Source organism: Citrobacter sp. MGH106 (assembly GCF_001037495.1).
Lineage (GTDB): Bacteria > Pseudomonadota > Gammaproteobacteria > Enterobacterales > Enterobacteriaceae > Citrobacter > Citrobacter murliniae.
Map to the genome: position 1 here is coordinate 860,174 of NZ_KQ089822.1, position 22,661 is coordinate 882,834.

24 protein-coding genes are annotated in these 22,661 nt (G+C 53.0%); 14 read left to right on the forward strand and 10 right to left on the reverse strand.

Annotation, left to right across the window (positions count from 1 at the left end; translation table 11 throughout):
- The first annotated feature begins 48 nt into the window (after positions 1-48).
- The gene (locus tag SK36_RS03940; RefSeq protein WP_045446205.1) at positions 49-1,197 is read left to right on the forward strand and encodes a 3-phenylpropionate MFS transporter; all 1,149 of its coding nucleotides are present in this window, start codon (positions 49-51) and stop codon (positions 1,195-1,197) included.
- On the opposite strand, the gene csiE is transcribed toward SK36_RS03940, so the two are convergent.
- From csiE to SK36_RS03975, 7 genes are all read right to left on the reverse strand, one after another.
- Complete coding sequence (gene csiE, locus SK36_RS03945) at positions 1,192-2,469, reverse strand: stationary phase inducible protein CsiE (RefSeq protein ID WP_045446202.1); 1,278 nt, start codon at positions 2,467-2,469, stop codon at positions 1,192-1,194. The genes SK36_RS03940 and csiE overlap by 6 nt on opposite strands.
- 241 nt (positions 2,470-2,710) lie before the next feature.
- On the reverse strand, positions 2,711-3,316 hold the full coding sequence (locus SK36_RS03950; RefSeq protein WP_048220813.1) for a KpsF/GutQ family sugar-phosphate isomerase: 606 nt from the start codon (positions 3,314-3,316) through the stop codon (positions 2,711-2,713).
- Positions 3,313-4,950 (reverse strand): FGGY-family carbohydrate kinase, encoded by a 1,638-nt coding sequence (locus SK36_RS03955; RefSeq protein WP_048220814.1) that lies wholly within the window; start codon positions 4,948-4,950, stop codon positions 3,313-3,315. The genes SK36_RS03950 and SK36_RS03955 overlap by 4 nt, the downstream gene beginning before the upstream one ends.
- A 17-nt stretch (positions 4,951-4,967) precedes the next feature.
- The gene (locus SK36_RS03960) at positions 4,968-5,921 is read right to left on the reverse strand and encodes an ABC transporter permease (protein ID WP_048220815.1); all 954 of its coding nucleotides are present in this window, start codon (positions 5,919-5,921) and stop codon (positions 4,968-4,970) included.
- A gap of 1 nt (position 5,922) precedes the next feature.
- Positions 5,923-6,912: an ABC transporter permease gene (locus SK36_RS03965; RefSeq protein ID WP_045446190.1), complete on the reverse strand. Its 990-nt coding sequence runs from the start codon at positions 6,910-6,912 to the stop codon at positions 5,923-5,925.
- The gene (locus SK36_RS03970) at positions 6,905-8,413 is read right to left on the reverse strand and encodes a sugar ABC transporter ATP-binding protein (protein ID WP_045446187.1); all 1,509 of its coding nucleotides are present in this window, start codon (positions 8,411-8,413) and stop codon (positions 6,905-6,907) included. Before SK36_RS03970 ends, SK36_RS03965 begins: the two co-directional genes overlap by 8 nt.
- A gap of 102 nt (positions 8,414-8,515) precedes the next feature.
- Complete coding sequence (locus tag SK36_RS03975; protein ID WP_045446184.1) at positions 8,516-9,499, reverse strand: autoinducer 2 ABC transporter substrate-binding protein; 984 nt, start codon at positions 9,497-9,499, stop codon at positions 8,516-8,518.
- 422 nt (positions 9,500-9,921) lie between these two features.
- On the opposite strand from SK36_RS03975, the gene SK36_RS03980 reads away from it, so the two are divergent.
- Positions 9,922-10,560: a DUF1007 family protein gene (locus tag SK36_RS03980; protein WP_048220816.1), complete on the forward strand. Its 639-nt coding sequence runs from the start codon at positions 9,922-9,924 to the stop codon at positions 10,558-10,560.
- Complete coding sequence (locus SK36_RS03985) at positions 10,551-11,531, forward strand: nickel/cobalt transporter (protein WP_048220817.1); 981 nt, start codon at positions 10,551-10,553, stop codon at positions 11,529-11,531. The genes SK36_RS03980 and SK36_RS03985 overlap by 10 nt, the downstream gene beginning before the upstream one ends.
- A gap of 58 nt (positions 11,532-11,589) precedes the next feature.
- Here SK36_RS03985 and suhB read toward each other — a convergent pair whose 3' ends face one another.
- A complete protein-coding gene (gene suhB / locus SK36_RS03990; protein WP_045446176.1) occupies positions 11,590-12,393 on the reverse strand; it encodes an inositol-1-monophosphatase in 804 nt (267 codons plus the stop codon).
- A gap of 118 nt (positions 12,394-12,511) precedes the next feature.
- Between suhB and trmJ the strand changes: the two genes are divergently transcribed.
- The 11 genes from trmJ to sseB all read left to right on the forward strand — a co-directional run bounded on the left by trmJ (position 12,512) and on the right by sseB (position 21,233).
- Entirely contained in the window at positions 12,512-13,243 is a 732-nt protein-coding gene (trmJ, locus tag SK36_RS03995; RefSeq protein ID WP_048220818.1) for a tRNA (cytosine(32)/uridine(32)-2'-O)-methyltransferase TrmJ, read from the forward strand.
- Between the two features lie 195 nt (positions 13,244-13,438).
- Positions 13,439-13,930, forward strand: a complete 492-nt coding sequence (gene iscR, locus SK36_RS04000) for a Fe-S cluster assembly transcriptional regulator IscR (protein ID WP_003037674.1) — start codon at positions 13,439-13,441, stop codon at positions 13,928-13,930.
- 112 nt (positions 13,931-14,042) lie between these two features.
- Positions 14,043-15,257 (forward strand): cysteine desulfurase, encoded by a 1,215-nt coding sequence (gene iscS, locus SK36_RS04005; RefSeq protein WP_045446170.1) that lies wholly within the window; start codon positions 14,043-14,045, stop codon positions 15,255-15,257.
- Between the two features lie 23 nt (positions 15,258-15,280).
- Positions 15,281-15,667 carry a Fe-S cluster assembly scaffold IscU gene (gene iscU / locus SK36_RS04010; protein WP_002913991.1) on the forward strand — a complete coding sequence of 129 codons (387 nt, stop codon included), beginning with the start codon at positions 15,281-15,283 and terminating at the stop codon, positions 15,665-15,667.
- A gap of 20 nt (positions 15,668-15,687) precedes the next feature.
- Positions 15,688-16,011 (forward strand): iron-sulfur cluster assembly protein IscA, encoded by a 324-nt coding sequence (gene iscA / locus SK36_RS04015; protein WP_003037681.1) that lies wholly within the window; start codon positions 15,688-15,690, stop codon positions 16,009-16,011.
- 108 nt (positions 16,012-16,119) lie between these two features.
- A complete protein-coding gene (hscB, locus tag SK36_RS04020) occupies positions 16,120-16,635 on the forward strand; it encodes a co-chaperone HscB (protein ID WP_048220820.1) in 516 nt (171 codons plus the stop codon).
- Between the two features lie 14 nt (positions 16,636-16,649).
- Positions 16,650-18,500, forward strand: coding sequence for a Fe-S protein assembly chaperone HscA (gene hscA, locus SK36_RS04025; protein ID WP_048220821.1), 1,851 nt, complete (start codon positions 16,650-16,652; stop codon positions 18,498-18,500).
- Between the two features lies 1 nt (position 18,501).
- Positions 18,502-18,837 carry an ISC system 2Fe-2S type ferredoxin gene (fdx, locus tag SK36_RS04030; RefSeq protein WP_042317595.1) on the forward strand — a complete coding sequence of 112 codons (336 nt, stop codon included), beginning with the start codon at positions 18,502-18,504 and terminating at the stop codon, positions 18,835-18,837.
- Between the two features lie 11 nt (positions 18,838-18,848).
- Positions 18,849-19,049 (forward strand): Fe-S cluster assembly protein IscX, encoded by a 201-nt coding sequence (iscX, locus tag SK36_RS04035; RefSeq protein WP_045446157.1) that lies wholly within the window; start codon positions 18,849-18,851, stop codon positions 19,047-19,049.
- A gap of 53 nt (positions 19,050-19,102) precedes the next feature.
- Entirely contained in the window at positions 19,103-20,386 is a 1,284-nt protein-coding gene (gene pepB, locus SK36_RS04040) for an aminopeptidase PepB (protein ID WP_048220823.1), read from the forward strand.
- Positions 20,387-20,456: 70 nt separating this feature from the next.
- On the forward strand, positions 20,457-21,233 hold the full coding sequence (sseB, locus tag SK36_RS04045) for an enhanced serine sensitivity protein SseB (protein WP_048222551.1): 777 nt from the start codon (positions 20,457-20,459) through the stop codon (positions 21,231-21,233).
- A gap of 36 nt (positions 21,234-21,269) precedes the next feature.
- Here the strand turns inward: sseB and timP are convergent, their stop codons facing one another.
- Positions 21,270-21,398: a small toxic inner membrane protein TimP gene (gene timP, locus SK36_RS25200; protein ID WP_442854982.1), complete on the reverse strand. Its 129-nt coding sequence runs from the start codon at positions 21,396-21,398 to the stop codon at positions 21,270-21,272.
- Positions 21,399-21,743: 345 nt separating this feature from the next.
- Entirely contained in the window at positions 21,744-22,595 is an 852-nt protein-coding gene (gene sseA / locus SK36_RS04050; protein ID WP_048220825.1) for a 3-mercaptopyruvate sulfurtransferase, read from the reverse strand.
- Positions 22,596-22,661 lie beyond the last annotated feature (66 nt).

Here is a 22,661-nt window from a genome sequence, read left to right on the forward strand (position 1 = left end):
CCAGCCCGTGTTTATCGCCAGACTATCGCCACCAAACGGGAGGGAATCATGGCTTTGCATTCCACGCGCTGGCTGGCGCTCGGTTATTTCACCTACTTTTTTAGCTACGGTATTTTTCTGCCTTTCTGGAGCGTCTGGCTCAAAGGTTTGGGGCTGACGCCGGAAACCATCGGTTTGCTGCTGGGCGCGGGGCTGATTGCACGTTTTCTCGGTAGTTTGCTGATTGCGCCGCGCGTGAGTGATCCCTCTCGTCTGATTACCGCTTTACGTATTCTGGCGCTGCTGACGCTGGTGTTTGCTCTGGCATTTTGGGCGGGTACGCATGTGGCATGGCTGATGGTGGTGATGGTCGGGTTTAACCTGTTTTTCTCACCGCTGGTGCCGCTAACGGATGCGCTGGCTAACACCTGGCAAAAACAGATCACCATGGATTATGGTCGGGTACGTTTGTGGGGATCGGTGGCCTTTGTGATTGGTTCGGCGCTAACCGGTAAACTGGTGAGCCTGTTTGATTACCGGGTTATCCTGGTGCTGCTGACGCTTGGGATGGCTTCAATGCTGCTGGGTATGATGATTCGTCCGAGCGTGCAGCCGCAGGGTGAAAACCGCCAACAGGAGAGTGCCGGATGGCCTGCCTGGCGTTTGCTGATCACGCAGAGTTGGCGTTTTCTTGCCTGTGTGAGCCTGCTGCAAGGCGCACATGCTGCCTATTACGGTTTTAGCGCAATTTATTGGCAGTCCGCCGGGTATTCCGCCTCGGCGGTCGGTTATTTATGGTCGCTGGGCGTGGTTGCCGAAGTGATTATCTTCGCACTGAGCCACAAGCTGTTTCGCCGCTTTAGCGCTCGTGATCTGCTACTGCTTTCTGCTGTTTGTGGCGTTGTACGTTGGGGACTGATGGGTTGGAGCACAGAATTACCGTGGCTGATTGTGGTGCAGATCCTGCATTGCGGTACGTTTACCGTCTGCCACCTGGCGGCCATGCGTTATATTGCTGCGCGCCAGGGCAGTGAAGTGATTCGCCTGCAGGCGGTTTACTCTGCTATTGCGATGGGGGGGAGTATCGCCATCATGACCGTGTTCGCAGGCTTCCTGTATCAGCATTTGGGTAGTGGCGTATTCTGGGTGATGGCGCTGGTTGCTCTGCCTGCCATCGTCTTGCGACCTAAAGTGCAGGCGCAATCTCCGGCGTTATGATTCCAGTATTTTGCGGATCTGTTGTTGCTGGTGAGGCGTAAGCGCCAGGTCCGCATGAATTAACGGCGGTGAAAACAGCGGTAACGGCGTGGTGTACGGTGTGATAATCAGCGCCACGCCACGCGGTGAACCCTGTTTCTGAAAATCCTGCATCGGCATATGTTTTACGTTCAGCGGCAGCAGGGTCAGCTCACGTAGTTGTTGTTCAATATGTGTCTCAAGCCGTTCATTATTGCCCGTCAGCAGGATAATTTGCTTCTCGTGTAAATCCTTCTCCTGCATCAGCCATGCGCCGAAAATCACCGCGACCAGCCCCGCTTCTTCCTCTGAAAACTGCACATCGTATTCCGCTTCGAACCCGTTTAATGCCTCGCGTGTGGTGCGCACCAGCCGGGGATAAAGCCGGCTGAACTCTTCCGGCAGGGTGTTATCAATACCGATGGCAAATAAGCTTCGGTTAAGCGCCTGAGCAAGGTGTATATACAACTGGTCGTTCAGTCCTTGCTCGTCGCTGAAGCGAACGTTGCCATACTCGCGAAAACGCAGTACCAGCCGGGCGATGGCCAGACGCAGACGGCGGTCCTGCTGATGGTTATCACGAATAGGGTCAGGAATACGGATCATCGAAAATAGCAGCGCCATGAACAGCGACTCGCCCAGGGGGGCAGTCTGCATTACGTGGCGTTGCCAGTGACGGCCAATTTCTTCGGCGAGCGGATACTCGGCGCAAGATTGCGCCCAGACCTGCTGTACCGGATTAAACTCCGGGGTGATCCCTGTATGGTGTTGCAGCAGGCAATACTGCAAAAAAAGCCGCAGGAACTGGATATCACGACACTCAAATGGTTTCTGCAACCGCCGGGAACAGAGGTTGATGAGCGCCTGCAAATTAGTATCGTCATACAACTGGCGTGCGATACCCTGTTGTTTCAGCTCCATTTTTAATGCTGGTGTAAATTGTTGGTTGATAAACGTCGGACACAGGCGCAGTCCACGTCGAAGCCAATGTAACAGGCACAGGCGTTGATTCAGCGGGGTCCCTTCGATTTGATAGCGACCGTTTTGAGTCGAGGTAATCGCGAGCCGGTGATAGCGCTGGATTTCGAGGCCCGCGCCAATGATATCCTCGCGGACAATATTGTCATCGACGCCATTGAGACTGCTGAAGGTCTGCGCGGTGGCGCTTTGTCCCGGCAGAAAAAGCGTCAGCAACATCTGGCAGCGACGTTGGGGAGCAGAAAGTACAGATGGCGGGGCAAGCGTTGACATCATCTGTAAGGTCTCCCGAAAGTATTTTTGATAAGAATAGCTAAAGTTTGCTGATAGAAATGGAGAATGGAATCCTTTCCGCCAGGAATGCTGGGAGACGTCACAGAATTTTTAACGTAAGGAACAGAAGGTCGTAGTTAAACGCAGCGCGTTAACCTGTTTTTTCGCTGTTTTATCTTTGTTTAAACAACAAAAACCCCGCCAGCGGGTGACGGGGTTGGAAAAGTGAGCGGAAATGCGCGGTTTAGACTTTCTGCTTCTGACTTAGCGTTAATCCTACATCACCGCCTGGATGCACCGCCAGCAGGGTTTCTTTTGAGTATCCACTCTCGCTCATCAGACAGGCACAGGCGGCATCAAAGATAGCCAGAACCAAAATAATAGATGTGGTTGCCAGCATATTCAGCGGATCGGCCTCGCGCTGCACGCCCGTGGATATCACCAGTCTGGAAGCGCTGGCGATGGCTGAACTCGCGTTTTCAGTTACGCTCAGAATCGGTACCTTTCTCGCTGCCAGCCCAGGCAGCAGTCGGGTGAGTTCATCGGAGTTGCCTCCGCGCGACAGCATAATGACCAGATCGTCAGTATCCAAAAAACCCAGGTCGCCATGAGCTGCATCGGTGGCATTGAGGTATATCGCCGCACGCTCAACGCAGGCAAGCATATGCGCCACTTTGCGCGCCGCAATGCCAGAAGTACCCACGCCGGTTACCACTATTTTACCTTTGCAACTGCGCAATTCTGTCAGCAGAGCTTGCCAGACCTGTTCATTCATATGGTGTTGAAGACCTGCGAGGGCATCGCTGTAGAGATGCCACACGTGGGTGGCCTGAGACCATGAATCACTCATGCGTCCTCCTGCATCAGCTTGCGGTATTTCATATGATCCTGATACATCTCGTGGAAGACGCGATATTTACGGTCATAGTACTGCTTAATCCGGTTGGTCTGTGGCGTGACTGTTTTACCAATGCGGCTCATTGCAGACATTGCTTCCGGGAAAGTTTCGAATACCCCTGCCGCGATAGTTCCCATCATTGCGCTGCCCAGCAGCATGGCTTCGCTCTCTTCCGGCAGCAGCATGGCGCAGCCGGTGGCATTGGCATGTTCCTGAACAAAGATTGGGTTTTTCGTGCCGCCGCCACTGGCCATAATCGTATCGATGTTGTAACCGCTTTGATTCATCGTTTCGATAATATGACGCGTTCCCAGGGCAATGGACTGGATGGTTGCCAGATACTGCAACGCCATATCCTCGGGCGTGCGGGACAGCTTCAGCCCGGTGATAGCGCCGGTGAGTGTCGGGTTCGCGCGCGGTGAGCGGTTGCCGTGGAAATAGGGAAGAATATGCATATCACGGGTCAGGAACGCGATGTCCTCCGGTTCGCCAGCCATTTTACGTAGCAATGAATTCAGTACTTCGTAAATAGTCTGTCCCTGAGATTTTGCCTGTGCCAGCAGCGTTTCGTAGCATGGGTGCGACTGAATGACGTGGTCGATTAACGCTCCTGTTGCAGACTGCCCGCCTTCGTTGAGCCAGTATTCCGGCAGCACAGCAGAGTAGTAAGGCCCCCAGACGCCGCCGATAAAACGCGGCTCTTTGGAAATCGCCATATGCCCGGTAGATGTGCCGCCAATTAGCGCAACGCGGCGGTCAAAATCAGCCACTTCTCCAGAAACGCCGCAGGCCCCAAGCGTGCCGAGCGTACCAGCGTGCGCATCGATAATTGATACGCTGACCGCAGTCCCCGGGATCAGACCCAGTTCGCTGGCGGCACGTGCTGACAGCCCGTGCCCGAGCGGTTCGCCCATGGTTTTCACGTAACGACCAATTTTGGCGGCATCGTGCTCCAGCAGGTCTTCCAGCCCAATCTGGCGGAAATAGCTGGCGTCCCATTTGTCTTCATGGCCCATGTAGGTCCATTTGCACACGGTTGAACACAGTGAGCGCGTGTCATCTCCGGTGGCGCGCCAGGTCAGGAAATCAGGCAGATCAAAATAGTAACCCGCGTTTGCCCAGGTGTTGGGCATATGCTGTTTCAGCCATAGCAGTTTCGGGGTCTGCATTTCCGGAGAAATAATTCCTCCGACGTAGTCCAGCACCCGATGGTGCAGGGCGTTAATACGCTCGGCCTGGGTAATGGCCCGGTGATCCATCCACACAATAATGTTCTGCTCGCTGCGCCCGGAAGGGCTGATAGTCAGCGGCTTACCTTCTTTATCCAGAACCACCAGTGAACAGGTAGCGTCGAAACCCAGACCTTTAACCTGGATAGGGTTTATATCTGACTGGTTAATCGCGTCGCGAACCGCGTTACACACAGCCTGCCAGATATTATCAGAGGACTGCTCAACGAAATCAGCTTGCGGACGGTAGATCTCAATGGCCCGACTGGCCTGCCCGACCATCCTGCCGTTGAGATCAAATACCCCTGCGCGGGCGCTTCCGGTTCCGACATCCACACCAATAAAGTAACTTGCCATAATTTTTTCTCCTGAAATCAGGCTTTACGATTCTGTAATGCGATAAAGAGGATCAGTACTGCGCCCCAGAGAGCCATCGTCAGATAGCTACTGATCCCCAGCAAGTTAAGGCCGCTTTCCAGCATTTGCAGCACAATGAGCGCCAGCACCAGGCCGATAATGCGCCCAAAGCCACCATCCGGATTGATACCGCCAAGCACGGAGGCGAGGATGGTTACCAGCAGGTATGATTCACCGTATCCGGCTTTTGCCGAGTTGAATTTCGCCATCATCAGAATGGCCGCTACCCAGCCGAGCAGAGCAGATATGACATACACGGAAATTTGTACGCGAACGGTATTCACACCGCTGTAGCGGGTAGCCTGTTCATTGGAGCCGACAAGATACAGGCTGCGTCCCAGCGTGGTGTGCTCCAGCAGTACCCACAGCAATATGGCAACCAGGAAAAAGAGCAATAGCGCCACGGGGATACCGGCAATGGTGGCATTACCGAGATATTGAATGACCGGCGGGAATCCGGAGATCACCGTCCCGTTGGAGAGCAGAATATTCAGCCCTGAGATAAGCGTCATCGTGCCGAGGGTGGCGAGAATCGGTGAAACGCCCACCCAGGCGATCAGCGCGCCGTTCAGTGTGCCAATGGCAACTGCTACCGCGGCGCCCGCCAGCAGAGCGAGAACCAGAAATATTGGATTATCCGGGTGGGTGACAATCACCGCAGCCATTACCAGCGAGCAGGCGTTAGCACCGGCAATAATCGACAGGTTAATGCCCCCAGTCAGCATGGTCATGCCCATCCCGAGCGCCAGCATCCCGAGGATCGGTAATTGTGAGCCAATAGACTGGAAGTTAGCGACGCTGAAAAAGCGGCTACCCAGCAGGGCCGAGAAAACCAGCGCCACGACCACAATAATGACGCATTGCAGGCGAATGATGGCATCACTGGGTAAAAATCTGGCGAATGTTTTCATCTCAAAGCTCCTTTGCCAGTTTGCGTTTTTCGTTCCAGGCCGTGGCGCTAATACTGACCAGGATAATGGCGCCGCTGAAAACAGTGTGCCAGTAAGAGGAGACGCTCAGCAGCGTCAGGCCATTTTGTAAGAAAGCCAACAGGACAACGCCGAGCAGAGTTCCCGTCAGCGTACCGCGCCCGCCGCTCATGCTGGTTCCGCCGAGAACGACCGCCGCCAGAACGGTTAGCTCAAAGCCGAGCAGTGAATTGGGAGCGACCGATTGAGTGATTTGTGCCTGAACCACTGCGGCGATGCCTGCGAGAATACCCATATAGCCATACACGTAGAAATGCAGCTTCAGTAGGTTCAGCCCCAGGCGTGAAGCCGCGTCGCGGTTGCCGCCCATGGCGTAAACCTGGCGACCGAGGCGGGTATAGTTCATTAGCACGGCAGTAAAAATAATCACTGCTGCCAGACACAACAAGGGAAGAGTAAGGCCGTAGTCGTAGCCGTCCGCAGCAGTGAACGAGAACCAGTTGATACCGTTCATAAACCAGTCTGGAAAACCGTACAGCCAGGTGCCCTTCGTTGTGTAAACCAGCAGACCGTAGTAGACGTTCAGCGTGGCAATGGTAATGATGATCGCCGGAACACGCAGCCAGTAGACCAGAAAACCGTTGATAAGCCCGAGCAGTAGACCGACAGCAATCGCGATAACCAGCGCCAGTGCGAAGTTGCCGCCGTGGCCGATAACCCAACTGGCCATCGCGTATTGGGCAATGGCGGTCATAGCAGGGAATGAAATATCGATTCCGCCGGAAATCAGTACCACAAACAGCCCACAGGCAAGGATGCCGAGAATGGCGTAGCTGGTGGCGACGTCCGTCAGGTTCCCCAGTGACAGGAACTCATCGGTGCTGACGCTCAGTCCGACGGCAAGGGCAACCACCAGCAGCCCCAGCCAGAACTCATGTTGCCCGATCAAACGGGAGATACGCATACTATTCATTGATTACCTCAACCACTTCAGCAATCTCCTCTTCACTACAGTGATGAGGATTAAATTCCGCCACCAGCTTGCCGCGGCGCATCACCAGCACGCGGTGGCTGTTGTAATACGCTTCCGGAATTTCATCGCAAATCATTAGCACAGCCATTCCCTGTTCGGCCAGATCGCGGGCGATCTGGTAAATGCCCTCTTTGTTAGCGATGTCCACGCCAACGGTTGGTGAGTCAAGGATCAGGATGCGCGGATTAGTCGCCACCCATTTGGCAATGGCAATGCGCTGGGCATTGCCGCCGGAAAGTGTTTTCACTGGCAGATGCGGATCGGAGACTTTAATGTTCAGCTCGCGGATCAAATCAGAGACCAGCTTCTGCGCTTTGCGATGATCGAGCAGACCGCTGCGAGTGTGCAGTTGGTCAAATACGGTGACGATGGTGTTGTCGTAGATCGACTGCTCCATGATCAGCCCTTGCGTCAGGCGATCTTCCGAGACATAGCCGATCCCGTGTTTAATAGCGTCGTGGTTATTGCGAAGCTGAACCGGCTGACCGTTAATACGGATCTCACCGCTTTCAGGATGCGTCATGCCGAACAGGCTCAGGCATAGCTCGGTTCTCCCGGCTCCCAGCAGGCCGACAATGGAAACAATCTCACCGCTACGCAGAGACAGATTGATATTTTGGTATTTTCCTCTACGACTGAGATCGCGCAGTTCCAGTAACGGTTCCTGTTCGACGGGCGGTTTCTCTGGCAACGGGCTGTAGTGGAAGCGCTGTCCGGTCATCAGGAAGGCCAGTTCGTGACTGTCAAGTTCACTGGCAGGGAAAGTCCCCACCAGCTTACCGTCGCGCATTACGCTGATACGGTCTGCGACTTCCATCACTTCATCAAGGCGATGGCTGACAAAGACAACGCAGATCCCGGCTGCTTTTAATTCGTTGACTACCCGCAGCAGACCATTCACTTCCTGGCGGGTCAGGGAGGCGGTTGGTTCATCCATGATCACCAGACGGGCGTCGGCAGCAATTGCCCGACAAATAGCCACTAACTGGCGATCGGCAATAGAGAGTTTTTCGACTTTTTTATCAGGATCGATGGTCACACCGATACGCTTCATTGCGGCCAGAGCCTGTTGCTTCATGGACCCGCGACGCACCCAGATATCACCACCCGGCAGGTAGCGGTTGACCGCAATATTTTCCGCGACGCTAAAATTTGGAAATAACGACAGGTCCTGATAAATAACCTGAATGCCGTAATGTGAAGACAGCTGTGGCGTCAGGTGGTGGAACAATTTGCCGTCGAGTAAAATCTGCGCACCTTTTTCAGGATGATAAACCCCGGAGATCACTTTAATAATGGTACTTTTGCCACAGCCGTTCTGACCTGCCAGACAGTGAACTTCGCCTTTTTTCAGCGTCAGATTCACGTTATCCAGCGCCAGCACGCCCGGGAATTGTTTGCTGATATTCTCAAGAGTGATAAATGCGGTGGTGTCTGTCATGGACAATACCCCTGCGAGCGTCCTGCTGGACGCTGAGTGTTAGTTTTGTGGATAACGCCGACCAGGCGGTCGGCGTGAGGTTCCCTGGTGTTGGCTAAGGCCTTAGAAACCGAGTGATTGTGCGTTATCTTTGGTGACTTCGAGGATCTTGTTAAAGCGGATCACTTTTTTCTCCATGTCGACATCGGCTTTCCCTAAACTATCGATACTCAGATCGGCGTTGACTTCTTTACCCTGCAACAGTTGATCTGCAACCGTGACCAGTGCGTAGCCAGCGTCTTTCGGATCCCACAGCAGCGCTTTTTTGATATCGCCGCGCATCAGGTAAGGTGCAGCCTGTGCTGGCATGGCGATACCAACAACGGCAATCTTGTCTTTAGCACGTTTTTTCTGAACGGCCTGACCTGCTCCGATAGGACCCAGTGAGCCGAAACCAATGATGCCTTTCATCTGCGGATAGGTTTTCATCAGATCCAGCGTAGTGGAGTAGGATTTATCGATACTCTCCGCTACTGGCAGGCGCGAAGTGACTTCAAACATCTCAGGGTATTTTTCTTTCTGATATTTAATCGCGTAGTCAGCCCATGCGTTATGCAGCGGCACCGTCAGCGAGCCTACATAGATGGCATAACCGCCTTTGCCGCCCATATTTTTTGCCAGCTCATCGACGTTGGCCTGTGCGTATTTTTCACTGTCGATGGTTTCGATATCCCACTGACCAATTTGCTCGTCCGGGGATTCGTGGGTCAGAACGACAATGCCTTTCTCGCGAGCTTTTTTCAGGACAGGCTCAAGGACCTTGGCGTCATTCGGCACTACGATTATCGCGTTGACGTTTTTGGCGATCAGATCTTCAATCACTTTTACTTGTTGAGCCGGATCCGGCGTAGAAGGACCGGTCTGGTAAGCATTTACATCCAATTTTTTTGCTGCTTCATTGACGCCAGTTTCCATGCGGTTAAACCATGGAATACCGGTGACTTTAGCAACCACAGCAATCTCATATTTTTCCGCCGCAAAGGACGTACCGGACAACATGCATGCAGAAACCAGGGTTGCACTGAGTAATGCGAGTTTGAATTTCATAGTTGTACCTTTAGTAGGGGGCAGGGCATGTCACGGCGTGAAGTTAACAACGAATGGAAGAGGGAATGAATCATAAGTTTGGTAAATGTGATCTGTGCCCGTTTTTGTGATTTTTTAGATAAATAATGGTTAAATTTTGGTTAAATATGAATGGTTGAGCATTCATGCACTTCAATTATTTGTTAATAAACAATTAAAGAGAAACCATTAATTAACAATTGATTATCATTTTCCTTAAGCTAGTGCCTCATGGAAGCATTTTTGCCTTTATCGTCGGGAAACAAAATTTCAAAATTGAGAACTGAATCGAGACCACAAAGAGGGGCTAAATATTCTTCCGTTCAATGGTATGCTCACCACACTTTCGCCAAAGACGTCATCATTGCGATTGTGGCGGCCTGTATTTTTATCGTGGAGAACTCATGCAACGCGTTAAACATATTGCCATAACGTTGCTTCTCGCTGTTCTGTCCTTTAGTGCTGGCGCGCATCCGCATAGCTTTATTCATCTGAAAACCGAGATAGTCAGCGAAAATAACCAGTTTGTGGCGTTGAAAATGCGCTGGACAATGGACGAAATCACCTCGGCCGACCTGCTATATGACGCGGGCAATGCCAAACCGGGAGATGAAGTGTGGAAAAAACTGGCGGCAGAAGTGATGGCGAATGTACTCGGACAACACTACTTCACCGAAGTGTGGCATGCCGGGCAAAAGGTAAAATTTAAAAATCGCCCGACAGAATATGGCATGGAGCGTAAGGAACACCAGGCGGTGCTGACGTTTGTTTTGCCGCTGGCCGAACCGCAGCCGCTGGGTGGACAGACCTATGTCATATCCACGTTTGATCCAACCTATTACGTGGATATGAGCTATGACAAAGACAGCGATGCCACCCTGGCGCCGGCCATAAGCAAGCAATGCCGGATTAGCGTGCACACGCCAACGCCTGATGAAGAAACGCTGAGTTTTGCGCAGTCGCTGGATAAAGAAGATGCGCCGCCGGAGGATATGGATTTGGGTAAACAGTTTGCACAGAAGGTAACGGTGGAATGTCAGTAATCTGGCAACAACGCATATCCGGCCGCCGCTGGCTGACACTGTGGCCGCTGGTCGTGTTTTGGCTGCTGGCGACAGGCGGTGGGCTGTGGTTATGGCATGCCTGGCCGCAGGTCATGGTGAAAAGTATTCTCTGGCAGCGTGAGGTCAATCAGCAAATGAGTGGCTTGCTTAAAGCCGTCGCCGCCAGCCCCACCCAGGCAGGTGGTTCGTTGCTGTTGTTTAGTTTTGTTTATGGAGTATTGCACGCGCTGGGGCCGGGGCATGGAAAAATCGTCATCACCACCTGGTTGGCGACGCACCCTTCTAAGCTTAAATCGAGTATCGGACTGACGCTCGCCTCTTCCTTATTACAGGGGCTGGTAGCGATTGGGCTGGTGGTTGCGGTGCTGACAGTTCTGCAATTGCCGGCTCGACAGCTACACATGAGCAGTTTCTGGCTGGAAAAGGGGAGTTATGCGCTGGTGGGCATACTGGGCGTTTTGCTGTGCTGGCGGGCGCTGAAAAAATTAAGCAAGCTGTTGCGTCGCCCCAAATTTACCTCCTTCACGGCCCATCATGTACATCACGACGGTTGTGGTTGTGGGCATCAGCATTTACCTGACCCTGAACAGATACAGAGCGGTGATGACTGGCGCGCCCGGATGATGATTATTCTCTCAATGGGTATGCGCCCGTGTTCCGGGGCGATTATGGTGTTGCTGTTCAGTAAAGTGGTTGGTGTATTTAGCTGGGGAATGGCATCGGCGTTGGCAATGGCGGCGGGAACATCCCTTACCATTTCTTCTCTGGCATTACTGGTACACTTTTTCCGTACGCTGGCGGTGAGGCTCAGTAGAAATAAGGCACCGGTGTTATGGCGTCAGGTCGGCTGGAGCACGCTGGCATTAGCCGGGGGGGCGGTGTTGATTGTTGCTGCCGTGGTGATGTGGGTAAGTGCAGTACCGGTTGGCAGGGGATTAAGACCGTTTTGAAAAGTGCCGGATAGTTTTCAGGCCCGGCAGGCGGTAACGCCACCGGGCACTGCTGAGATTAACGCTTCAGCGCATCACTCAGTTCGTCACGCATGTTCGCCAGCATAGCTTTAACGACGCGCGGATTGCCTGCAACGATGTTGCCGGTTGACATGTAGTTATGACCACCGGTGAAGTCGCACACCAGTGCGCCTGCTTCACGAGCAATCAGTTCACCTGCGGCAAAATCCCACGGCTTAAGGCCGATTTCGAAGTAACCGTCAACACGAGCGGCGGCAACATAGGCCAGATCCAGCGCAGCAGAGCCGGTGCGACGGAAGTCAGCGCACTCGGTAAACATTTTGCCAAGGATCTTCATGTAAGAGGCGGCGTGTTGCTTCGCTTTAAACGGGAAACCAGTAGCGATGATAGTGCCGTCCAGATCGCGAGCGGTGCTACCACGCAGACGGTAACCATTCAGCTGTGCGCCCTGGCCGCGAGTTGCGGTGAAGAGTTCGTTACGCATTGGATCGTAAACAACAGCGACTTCAGTTCGGCCTTTGATGCGTACTGCGATGGATACCGCGAAGTGCGGCAGACGTTTTACGAAGTTGGTAGTGCCATCCAGTGGATCGATAACCCATTGAACATCCAGATCTTCACCAACATGTTCACCGCTTTCTTCGGTGATGATGGTGTGCTGTGGGTAAGATTTGCGGATCGTTTCGATAATAATCGCTTCTGCGGCTTTATCGACGTTAGTCACGAAATCATTGCTGCCTTTCTGGCTGGTTTCTACAGAGTCAGGCGTTTCGTAGTGTTTGGCAATTACATTACCCGCCTTGCGCGCTGCGCGCACGGCGATGGTCAGCATCGGATGCATCGGTCTCTCTCACTGGATGTTAAAGAACGGGAAAACGGCGCAGAGTATAGCAGCGAGTTCGGAATATGTCTTCGTTTTATGATAATATGGCCGAATAATCTTAAGCTGAAGAAATACAATGCTGCAAAATATTCGAATTGTGCTGGTGGAGACTTCTCACACTGGCAATATGGGTTCTGTCGCCCGTGCCATGAAAACCATGGGTTTAACCAATCTGTGGCTGGTAAATCCACTGGTAAAACCGGACTCCCAGGCCATCGCCCTGGCGGCTGGTGCCAGTGATGTGATTGGCAATGCGCAAATCGTTGACACGCTTGATGAAGCGCTGGCCGGTTGCAGTCTGGTTGTCGGTACCAGTGCGCGTTCGCGTACATTACCGTGGCCGATGCTTGACCCACGCGAATGCGGATTAAAAAGCGTCGCTGAAGCGGCGAATACTCCTGTGGCGCTGGTCTTTGGTCGTGAGCGCGTTGGGTTGACCAACGACGAACTGCAGAAATGTCATTATCACGTCGCCATTGCTGCTAACCCGGAATACAGTTCGCTTAATCTGGCGATGGCAGTGCAGGTCATTTCTTATGAAGTGCGCATGGCCTGGCTGGCAACGCAGGAAAGCGGTAAGGCTGCGGACTATGAAGAAACTCAGTATCCGTTGGTGGATGATTTAGAACGTTTTTACGGTCATCTGGAACAGACGCTGTTGTCGACGGGCTTTATTCGTGAGAACCATCCGGGGCAGGTAATGAATAAACTGCGCCGTCTGTTTACCCGTGCGCGCCCGGAGAGCCAGGAGCTGAATATTCTGCGTGGAATGCTTGCATCTATTGAGCAGCAGAATAAAGGAAAATAGACCGCTTTAATGCCGGATGGCGCTGCGCTTATCCGGCGCTAAGAATAGCGCACTGAAAGTTAAATACTTGACTAAATTAGTCAAGTAAATAGTTGACTGATTTAGTCGGGAATGTCAGACTTGCCCCTGCTATGCAATACCCCCATTTTACAATAAAAAACCCCGGGCAGGGGCGAGTTTGAGGCTAAGTAAGACATGAGACTGACATCAAAAGGGCGTTATGCCGTGACCGCAATGTTGGACGTTGCGCTCAACTCCGAAACGGGCCCGGTACCGTTGGCTGATATTTCTGAACGTCAGGGAATTTCCCTGTCATATCTGGAGCAGCTGTTCTCCCGTTTGCGTAAAAACGGTCTGGTTTCCAGCGTACGTGGACCAGGAGGCGGGTATCTGCTGGGTAAAGATGCAGGTAGCATCGCAGTAGGTGAAGTAATCAGCGCTGTTGACGAGTCGGTTGACGCCACTCGTTGCCAGGGCAAAGGTGGTTGTCAGGGTGGTGATAAGTGCCTGACACATGCGCTGTGGCGTGATTTGAGTGACCGTCTGACCGGTTTCCTCAACAACATAACCTTAGGTGAACTGGTGAATAACCAGGAAGTACTGGATGTGTCTGGTCGCCAGCACACGCATGACGCTCCACGCACTAACCGTGCACAAGACGCGATCGACGTTAAGTTACGCGCTTAATAATAGTATTTCAGAATCAGGCCGGGGTGTTGCACACCCCGTTAACTCGGTCGTACATCCAGCCGGTTGCCTGATTCCTTGCATTGAAGCGATGTACGGAGTTTATAGAGCAATGAAATTACCGATCTATCTCGATTACTCCGCAACCACGCCGGTGGACCCGCGTGTTGCCGAGAAAATGATGCAGTTTTTGACCCTGGACGGAACCTTTGGTAACCCGGCCTCTCGTTCACACCGTTTCGGCTGGCAAGCAGAAGAAGCGGTAGATATCGCCCGTAATCAGATTGCTGATCTGGTCGGTGCCGATCCGCGTGAAATCGTCTTTACCTCTGGTGCGACTGAATCCGACAACCTGGCGATTAAAGGTGCTGCCAACTTTTATCAGAAAAAAGGCAAGCACATCATCACCAGCAAAACGGAACACAAAGCCGTGCTGGACACCTGTCGTCAACTGGAGCGTGAAGGGTTTGAAGTGACTTACCTCGCCCCACAGCGCAACGGCATCATCGATCTGAAAGAGCTTGAAGCGGCGATGCGTGATGACACCATTCTGGTTTCTATCATGCACGTGAACAACGAAATCGGTGTGGTACAGGATATCGCGACTATCGGCGAAATGTGCCGTGCGCGCGGTATCATCTACCACGTTGACGCAACTCAGAGTGTGGGCAAACTGCCTATCGATCTGAGCCAGTTGAAAGTGGATCTGATGTCCTTCTCCGGCCACAAAATTTATGGCCCGAAAGGTATTGGTGCGCTGTACGTTCGTCGTAAACCGCGTATCCGTATCGAAGCACAGATGCACGGTGGTGGTCACGAGCGCGGCATGCGTTCCGGTACTCTGCCTGTTCACCAGATCGTCGGTATGGGCGAAGCTTACCGTATCGCGAAAGAAGAGATGGAAACCGAGATGGCGCGTCTGCGCGGTCTGCGTAACCGTCTGTGGAACGGCGTTAAAGATATGGAAGAGGTGTACCTCAACGGTGATCTCGAGCATGGCGCTCCGAACATTCTCAACGTCAGCTTCAACTTTGTTGAAGGTGAGTCGTTGATTATGGCGCTGAAAGATCTGGCTGTATCCTCCGGTTCTGCTTGTACTTCTGCAAGTCTGGAACCATCCTACGTGCTGCGCGCGCTGGGTATGACTGACGAGCTGGCACACAGCTCAATCCGTTTCTCTTTAGGTCGTTTTACTACCGAAGAAGAGATTGACTACACCATCAATCTGGTTCGCAACTCCATCGGCCGTCTGCGTGACCTTTCTCCGCTGTGGGAAATGTTCAAACAGGGCGTGGACCTGAACAGCATTGAATGGTCACATCACTAATCGGTAGATAAGGAGAATTCATCATGGCTTACAGCGAAAAAGTAATCGATCATTACGAGAATCCACGTAACGTGGGCTCTTTTGACAATAGCGACGAGAACGTGGGCAGCGGCATGGTGGGTGCACCTGCTTGTGGCGACGTGATGAAGTTGCAGATCAAAGTCAACAATGAGGGTATCATTGAAGACGCGCGTTTCAAGACTTATGGCTGCGGTTCCGCGATTGCCTCCAGTTCTCTGGTCACCGAATGGGTGAAAGGGAAATCACTGGACGAAGCACAGGCGATTAAAAATACCGATATCGCTGACGAGCTTGAACTGCCACCAGTGAAAATTCACTGTTCTATTCTGGCTGAAGACGCGATCAAAGCCGCGATTGCGGATTACAAAAGCAAACGTGAAGCAAAATAATTAAGAGTTGAGGTTTTATTATGTCGATTACCTTAAGCGACAGTGCAGCAGCGCGTGTAAATACCTTCCTGGCAAACCGCGGTAAAGGGTTTGGTCTGCGTCTGGGCGTGAGAACCTCCGGCTGCTCAGGTATGGCCTATGTACTGGAATTTGTTGACGAGCCGGCGGCTGAAGATACCGTGTTTGAAGACAAAGGCGTTAAAGTTGTGGTCGACGGCAAGAGCCTGCAATTCCTCGACGGTACGCAGTTAGACTTCGTCAAAGAAGGTCTGAACGAAGGGTTTAAGTTCACCAACCCGAACGTGAAAGACGAATGTGGGTGCGGCGAAAGCTTCCACGTGTAACGCGCTTACCGATAACCCCACCGTGGTCGCCTGCGCGTGGGGTTTGTTTTACCTGACTCTCTGGTTTTGCCACATCGAACAACAGAGAATCGATGCCCTGAGAATGTTATGGACTACTTCACCCTCTTTGGCTTACCGGCCCGTTATCAGCTCGATACTCAGGCGCTGAGCCTACGTTTTCAGGATCTACAACGTCAGTATCATCCTGATAAATTCGCCAGCGGTTCCCAGGCGGAACAACTCGCTGCTGTTTCGCAGTCCGCCACTATCAACCAGGCCTGGCAAACGCTGCGCCATCCCTTGATGCGCGCCGAATATTTACTGTCTTTACACGGCTTTGATATCCAAAGCGAGCAGCATACGGTGCGTGATACCGCGTTCCTGATGGAGCAGCTCGAACTGCGCGAAGAGCTGGATGAAATTGAACAGGCAAAAGACAGTGAACGTCTGGATGTATTGATGAAACGCATCAATGACATGTACACCGTTCGTCATCAACTGATGGTGGAACAGCTGGATAGCGAGGTGTGGGACGTGGCGGCAGATACCGTGCGTAAACTGCGTTTTCTCGATAAACTGCGAAGCAGTGCAGAACAACTCGAAGAAAAACTGCTCGATTTTTAATTTCGGAAGCGAAAATGGCCTTATTACAAATTAGTGAGCCTGGTCTGAGCGCTGCGCCACACCAGCGTCGTCTGGCGGCAGGCATCGACTTAGGCACCACCAACTCTCTGGTCGCGACCGTACGCAGCGGCCAGGCCGAAACGCTGGCTGACCACGAAGGTCGCCACCTGTTGCCGTCAGTGGTTCACTATCAGCAGCAGGGGTATTCGGTTGGTTACGATGCTCGTGCCAACGCTGCGCTTGATACGGCAAACACTGTTAGCTCGGTAAAACGTATGATGGGCCGCTCGCTGGCGGATATCCAGGCGCGCTACCCGCATCTACCTTATTCGTTCCAGGCGAGCGAAAACGGCTTGCCGATGATCGAAACCGCTGCCGGTTTGCTCAATCCGGTACGCGTCTCAGCCGACATACTGAAAGCGCTGGCCGCGCGGGCGACCGAAGCGCTGTCCGGCGAACTGGATGGCGTGGTGATCACTGTTCCGGCTTACTTTGATGATGCTCAGCGTCAGGGGACGAAAGACGCCGCGCGCCTGGCTGGCTTGCACGTGCTGCGCCTGTTGAACGAACCGACAGCTGCGGCAATCGCCTATGGCCTGGATTCCGGTCAGGAAGGTGTGATTGCCGTTTATGACCTCGGTGGCGGTACTTTTGATATTTCTATTCTGCGTCTGAGCCGTGGCGTGTTCGAAGTACTGGCGACCGGTGGTGATTCCGCGCTCGGCGGCGACGACTTCGACCACCTGCTGGCTGATTACATTCGCGAGCAGGCGGGCGTTGCCGATCGCAGCGATAATCGCGTGCAGCGTGAACTGCTGGATGCCGCCATTGCCGCTAAAATTGCGCTCAGCGACGCCGGGTCCGTGACGGTCAACGTGGCGGGTTGGCAGGGTGAAATCACCCGCGAAACCTTTAATGAACTGATTTCCGCACTGGTTAAGCGCACGCTGCTGGCCTGCCGTCGCGCACTGAAAGATGCCGGCGTTGAGGCGCAGGACGTACTGGAAGTTGTGATGGTCGGTGGTTCAACGCGCGTACCGCTGGTGCGTGAGCGCGTGGGTGAATTCTTTGGCCGTACGCCGCTGACTTCTATTGATCCGGATAAAGTGGTCGCCATCGGCGCGGCAATCCAGGCTGATATTCTGGTCGGGAATAAACCAGACAGCGAAATGCTGTTGCTGGACGTTATCCCACTGTCCCTGGGGCTTGAAACCATGGGCGGTCTGGTGGAAAAAGTGATCCCGCGTAACACCACTATTCCGGTGGCGCGCGCACAGGATTTCACCACCTTTAAAGACGGTCAAACCGCGATGTCCATCCACGTGATGCAGGGCGAGCGTGAGCTGGTGCAGGACTGCCGTTCACTGGCGCGTTTTGCGCTGCGTGGTATTCCGGCGCTGCCAGCAGGCGGCGCGCATATCCGCGTCACCTTCCAGGTCGATGCGGACGGACTGCTAAGCGTGACCGCCATGGAGAAATCCACTGGCGTGGAATCCTCCATCCAGGTCAAACCATCCTACGGATTGACCGACGGTGAAATCGCCTCAATGATTCAGGATTCGATGAGTTTTGCCGAGCAGGATGTCAAAGCCCGCATGTTGGCAGAACAAAAAGTCGAAGCGGCACGTGTGCTGGAAAGTTTATCCGGTGCGCTCGCTGCTGATGCCGCGCTGTTAAGCGCCGCAGAACGTCAGGCTATCGACGCCGCCGCCGCGCATTTGAGCGAGGTTGCACAGGGCGACGATGTTGACGCTATCGAACAAGCCATTAAAAACGTAGACAAACAAACCCAGGAATTCGCCGCTCGCCGTATGGATAAATCCGTCCGTAGCGCGCTGAAAGGCCATTCCGTGGACGAGGTTTAATATGCCAAAGATTGTTATTTTGCCTCATCAGGATCTCTGTCCCGATGGCGCAGTTCTGGAAGCTGAGACCGGCGAAACTATTCTCGACGTTGCCCTGCGTAACGGCATTGAGATTGAACACGCCTGTGAAAAATCCTGTGCCTGCACTACCTGTCACTGCATCGTACGTGAAGGTTTTGACTCTTTACCGGAAAGTACGGAAGAAGAAGACGACATGCTGGATAAAGCCTGGGGGCTGGAGCCGGAGAGCCGTTTAAGCTGTCAGGCGCGCGTCACCGGGGATGATTTAGTGGTCGAAATCCCACGTTACACAATCAATCATGCACGTGAGCATTAACAGAGGGTAGTATGGGACTGAAGTGGACCGATAGCCGCGAAATCGGTGAGGCGCTGTATGATGCGTTCCCCGATCTCGATCCTAAGACCGTTCGTTTCACCGATCTTCATCAGTGGATCTGCGATCTTGAGGAATTTGATGACGACCCTGGCGCATCCAATGAAAAAATTCTGGAGGCGATTCTGCTAGTCTGGTTAGATGAAGCAGAGTAAGTCACATAACGGGCTGCCATATGGCGGCCCGTTTGCTAATAAGGATAAATAAAATGACAGAAGCCATGAAAATTACGCTTTCCACGCAACCGGCCGATGCTCGCTGGGGTGAAAAGGCGACATACAGTATTAATAATGACGGCATTACCCTGCACCTTAATGGAAAAGATGATCTGGGGCTTATTCAGCGTGCCGCGCGTAAAATTGATGGTCTGGGTATCAAACATGCCCAACTTGACGGCGAAGGCTGGGATATCGAGCGTAGCTGGGCATTCTGGCAAGGCTACAAAGGGCCTAAAGGCAGCCGCAAAGTTGAATGGGCAACCCTGGATGAGGCGCAGCGCAAAGAGCTGGACAGCCGCCTGAAAATCATTGACTGGGTACGAGACACCATCAATGCCCCGGCAGAAGAGCTTGGCCCGGAACAACTGGCGCAGCGTGCTGTTGACCTGCTGTGCAGCGTGGCGTGTGATAACGTTTCTTATCGCATCACCAAAGGTGAAGATCTGCGCGAACAGAATTATATGGGACTACATACGGTTGGCCGGGGTTCTGAACGCCCGCCGGTACTGCTGGCGCTGGACTACAACCCGACAGGCGATAAAGAAGCGCCTGTCTATGCCTGCCTGGTCGGCAAAGGGATTACCTTTGACTCCGGTGGTTACAGCATCAAACAAAGCGCGTTTATGGACTCCATGAAGTCTGACATGGGCGGTGCGGCAACGGTGACCGGCGCGCTGGCGTTTGCAATCACCCGTGGTCTGAACAAACGTGTGAAGCTGTACCTGTGCTGTGCGGATAACCTGATTAGCGGTAACGCGTTCAAGCTGGGCGATATCATTCGCTATCGCAACGGCAAAAATGTTGAAGTGATGAACACTGACGCTGAAGGGCGTCTGGTACTGGCGGATGGTTTAATTGACGCCAGTGCGCAGAAGCCGGAGCTGATTATTGATGCCGCTACCCTGACAGGTGCAGCGAAAACGGCGTTAGGTAATGATTATCACGCGCTGTTTAGCTTTGATGACAAGTTAGCGGCTCGCCTGCTGGCAAGCGCTGCTGAGGAAAACGAACCGTTCTGGCGTCTGCCGCTGGCGGAATTCCACCGGGGTCAGTTGCCGTCTAATTTTGCGGAACTGAATAATACCGGTAGTGCTGCCTATCCAGCAGGTGCGAGTACCGCTGCGGGGTTCCTGTCACACTTCGTCGAAAACTATCAGCAAGGCTGGTTGCATATCGACTGCTCTGCAACTTATCGTAAAGCGCCGGTTGAGCAATGGTCTGCGGGAGCGACCGGGCTGGGTGTACGCACGATTGCTAACCTGTTAACCGCGTAACTTATGACTGTATTGCCGGATGGCGTTTCGCGCATCCGGCTTGCACGTATTCATCCAATTTGTGGTTCTTATGTCTGAAACAAAAAACGAATTAGAAACGTTGCTGGAAAAAGCCGCGACAGAGCCTGCGCATCGTCCGGCATTTTTTCGCACTTTGCTGGAGTCTACCGTCTGGGTACCGGGTACAGCCGCAGAAGGTGAGGCGGTGGTTGAAGACAGTGCGCTGGATTTGCAGCACTGGGAAAAAGAAGACGGCACTACTGTAATCCCGTTTTTCACCTCCCTTGAAGCGCTGCAACAGGCCGTTGAAGATGAGCAGGCGTTTGTCGTCATGCCGGTGCGTACACTGTTTGAAATGACGCTGGGCGAGACGCTGTTTCTCAATGCCAAGCTGCCGACGGGCAAAGAATTTATGCCGCGCGAGATCAGCTTGTTGATGGGAGAGGAAGGCAATCCACTGAGTACCCAGGAAGTACTGGAAGGCGGTGAATCGCTGATCCTCTCTGAAGTCGCGGAGCCTCCTGCGCAGATGATTGACTCGCTGACTACGTTGTTTAAGACCATTAAGCCGGTTAAACGCGCGTTTCTTTGCTCAATTAAAGAAAGTGCAGATGCCCAGCCTAACCTGCTGATTGGCATTGAAGCCGATGGTGATATTGAAGAGATTATTCTTGCAACAGGTAGCGTAGCAACTGACACGTTACCGGGGGATGAACCTGTTGATATCTGCCAGGTGAAGAAAGGTGAGAAAGGGGTCAGCCACTTTATTACTGAGCACATCGCACCGTTCTATGAGCGCCGCTGGGGCGGTTTCTTGCGCGATTTTAAACAGAATCGAATTATCTGATTAAAGGAAAGCCGCCCCGAAGGGCGGCTGCCTGGCTTACTTGCCCTGAACGTTATAACTTATGAAGGCGGGATGAGCAGCGTCACCCCGATCTCCGTGAAGATACAACGCACCAGAAACAACAAGCACGATACAGACGTACCGTATCTTCATTGTGCGGTCCATGCGAAGACCGCATCACGACAGCACCACTGGCGATAATGCCGCGATAGCAAGCACTACGGTGTGCCTGCGCTTACGGCCATGGAATGTCCTTTTCCTAAACCAGTGCCCGCTTGCGAGGCGGCGAAAAGGGCCGGGAAAGATAATACCCCAAACATTGAATAGTTTCCCAGCTAATCAACTTGACATAATCCGCCTGAAACGCGATTATTAATTCACTACGGTGTGTCTGCGTTGCTATGGCAACATAGTTTGCTGGGAAGGCCGCGAACCGGACCAGCACAAAAAAACCGCTCAAATCGAAATGAGCGGTTTTTTTGTGGGCGAAACAGGCGAGTAAATCAGATTTTATTTAGCTTCAGCCGGTTCAACGGGTAAATCGGATCGAGCGCCCCATTCACTCCACGCGCCGTCATACAACGCCACGTTGGGGACGCCAAGAGTAGCAAACGCCAGCACCACGACAGCAGCCGTAACGCCGGAACCACAACTGGCAATGATTGGTCTGTCGAAACTGACGCCGTGGCTAAAGAAAATGGCATCCAGCTCGTCGGTTGTTTTTAATTCCCCGTCACGAACCAGTTCTGTCCACGGTACGTTCAGTGCACCGGGAACATGGCCGCGCTTCAGGCCAGGACGCGGTTCGTCAATCTGTGCATTAAAACGTGCAGCCGGACGGGCATCCACGATCTGTGCCGTTTTTTCATGGCTGGCCAACAGGACATCGGTCACCTTAACTACAGCTTCTGGTGTAAACGCCACGTCAAACTCACCCTCTGGTAAATCAACGATTCCTTCCTGCAGCGGTAGCTCATCACGCTGCCAGCCCGCCAGACCGCCCGCCAGAATAGAGACATTTTCTACGCCAAATGTCCTCAGCATCCACCATGCGCGCGGGGCAGAGAACAGATTGCCTTCGTCGTAGATCACCAAATGTTTATCCTGATGAATACCAGACTCGCGCATGGCGACGGCGAAAGCTTCCGGGCGCGGCATCATATGCGGTAACGGTGATGTATGGTCGGAGAGTGCTTCGATATCAAAAAAGATCGCGCCGGGAATATGGCCAGAACGATACTCTTCGCCAACATCGCGATCTTCCTGTCCTGGCGGTGCCATACGGGCATCAAGAATTTGTATTTCCGGATCGTCAATATGTTCGATAAGCCAGTCGGCAGCGACAAAGAAGGCGGTGGTCATAGGCATCTCCATTTTTACCAGGTTTCGGCAAATTGTCGGATGTTTACCTGAAAGGGACAAGTAAAA

Coding starts and splice junctions, on each gene's coding strand:
- SK36_RS03940 (WP_045446205.1), top strand. CDS start 49: ATGGCTTTGCATTCCACGCGCTGGCTGGCGCTCGGTTATTTCACCTAC.
- csiE (WP_045446202.1), bottom strand. CDS start 2,469: ATGATGTCAACGCTTGCCCCGCCATCTGTACTTTCTGCTCCCCAACGT.
- SK36_RS03950 (WP_048220813.1), bottom strand. CDS start 3,316: ATGAGTGATTCATGGTCTCAGGCCACCCACGTGTGGCATCTCTACAGC.
- SK36_RS03955 (WP_048220814.1), bottom strand. CDS start 4,950: ATGGCAAGTTACTTTATTGGTGTGGATGTCGGAACCGGAAGCGCCCGC.
- SK36_RS03960 (WP_048220815.1), bottom strand. CDS start 5,921: ATGAAAACATTCGCCAGATTTTTACCCAGTGATGCCATCATTCGCCTG.
- SK36_RS03965 (WP_045446190.1), bottom strand. CDS start 6,912: ATGAATAGTATGCGTATCTCCCGTTTGATCGGGCAACATGAGTTCTGG.
- SK36_RS03970 (WP_045446187.1), bottom strand. CDS start 8,413: ATGACAGACACCACCGCATTTATCACTCTTGAGAATATCAGCAAACAA.
- SK36_RS03975 (WP_045446184.1), bottom strand. CDS start 9,499: ATGAAATTCAAACTCGCATTACTCAGTGCAACCCTGGTTTCTGCATGC.
- SK36_RS03980 (WP_048220816.1), top strand. CDS start 9,922: ATGCAACGCGTTAAACATATTGCCATAACGTTGCTTCTCGCTGTTCTG.
- SK36_RS03985 (WP_048220817.1), top strand. CDS start 10,551: ATGTCAGTAATCTGGCAACAACGCATATCCGGCCGCCGCTGGCTGACA.
- suhB (WP_045446176.1), bottom strand. CDS start 12,393: ATGCATCCGATGCTGACCATCGCCGTGCGCGCAGCGCGCAAGGCGGGT.
- trmJ (WP_048220818.1), top strand. CDS start 12,512: ATGCTGCAAAATATTCGAATTGTGCTGGTGGAGACTTCTCACACTGGC.
- iscR (WP_003037674.1), top strand. CDS start 13,439: ATGAGACTGACATCAAAAGGGCGTTATGCCGTGACCGCAATGTTGGAC.
- iscS (WP_045446170.1), top strand. CDS start 14,043: ATGAAATTACCGATCTATCTCGATTACTCCGCAACCACGCCGGTGGAC.
- iscU (WP_002913991.1), top strand. CDS start 15,281: ATGGCTTACAGCGAAAAAGTAATCGATCATTACGAGAATCCACGTAAC.
- iscA (WP_003037681.1), top strand. CDS start 15,688: ATGTCGATTACCTTAAGCGACAGTGCAGCAGCGCGTGTAAATACCTTC.
- hscB (WP_048220820.1), top strand. CDS start 16,120: ATGGACTACTTCACCCTCTTTGGCTTACCGGCCCGTTATCAGCTCGAT.
- hscA (WP_048220821.1), top strand. CDS start 16,650: ATGGCCTTATTACAAATTAGTGAGCCTGGTCTGAGCGCTGCGCCACAC.
- fdx (WP_042317595.1), top strand. CDS start 18,502: ATGCCAAAGATTGTTATTTTGCCTCATCAGGATCTCTGTCCCGATGGC.
- iscX (WP_045446157.1), top strand. CDS start 18,849: ATGGGACTGAAGTGGACCGATAGCCGCGAAATCGGTGAGGCGCTGTAT.
- pepB (WP_048220823.1), top strand. CDS start 19,103: ATGACAGAAGCCATGAAAATTACGCTTTCCACGCAACCGGCCGATGCT.
- sseB (WP_048222551.1), top strand. CDS start 20,457: ATGTCTGAAACAAAAAACGAATTAGAAACGTTGCTGGAAAAAGCCGCG.
- timP (WP_442854982.1), bottom strand. CDS start 21,398: ATGGACCGCACAATGAAGATACGGTACGTCTGTATCGTGCTTGTTGTT.
- sseA (WP_048220825.1), bottom strand. CDS start 22,595: ATGACCACCGCCTTCTTTGTCGCTGCCGACTGGCTTATCGAACATATT.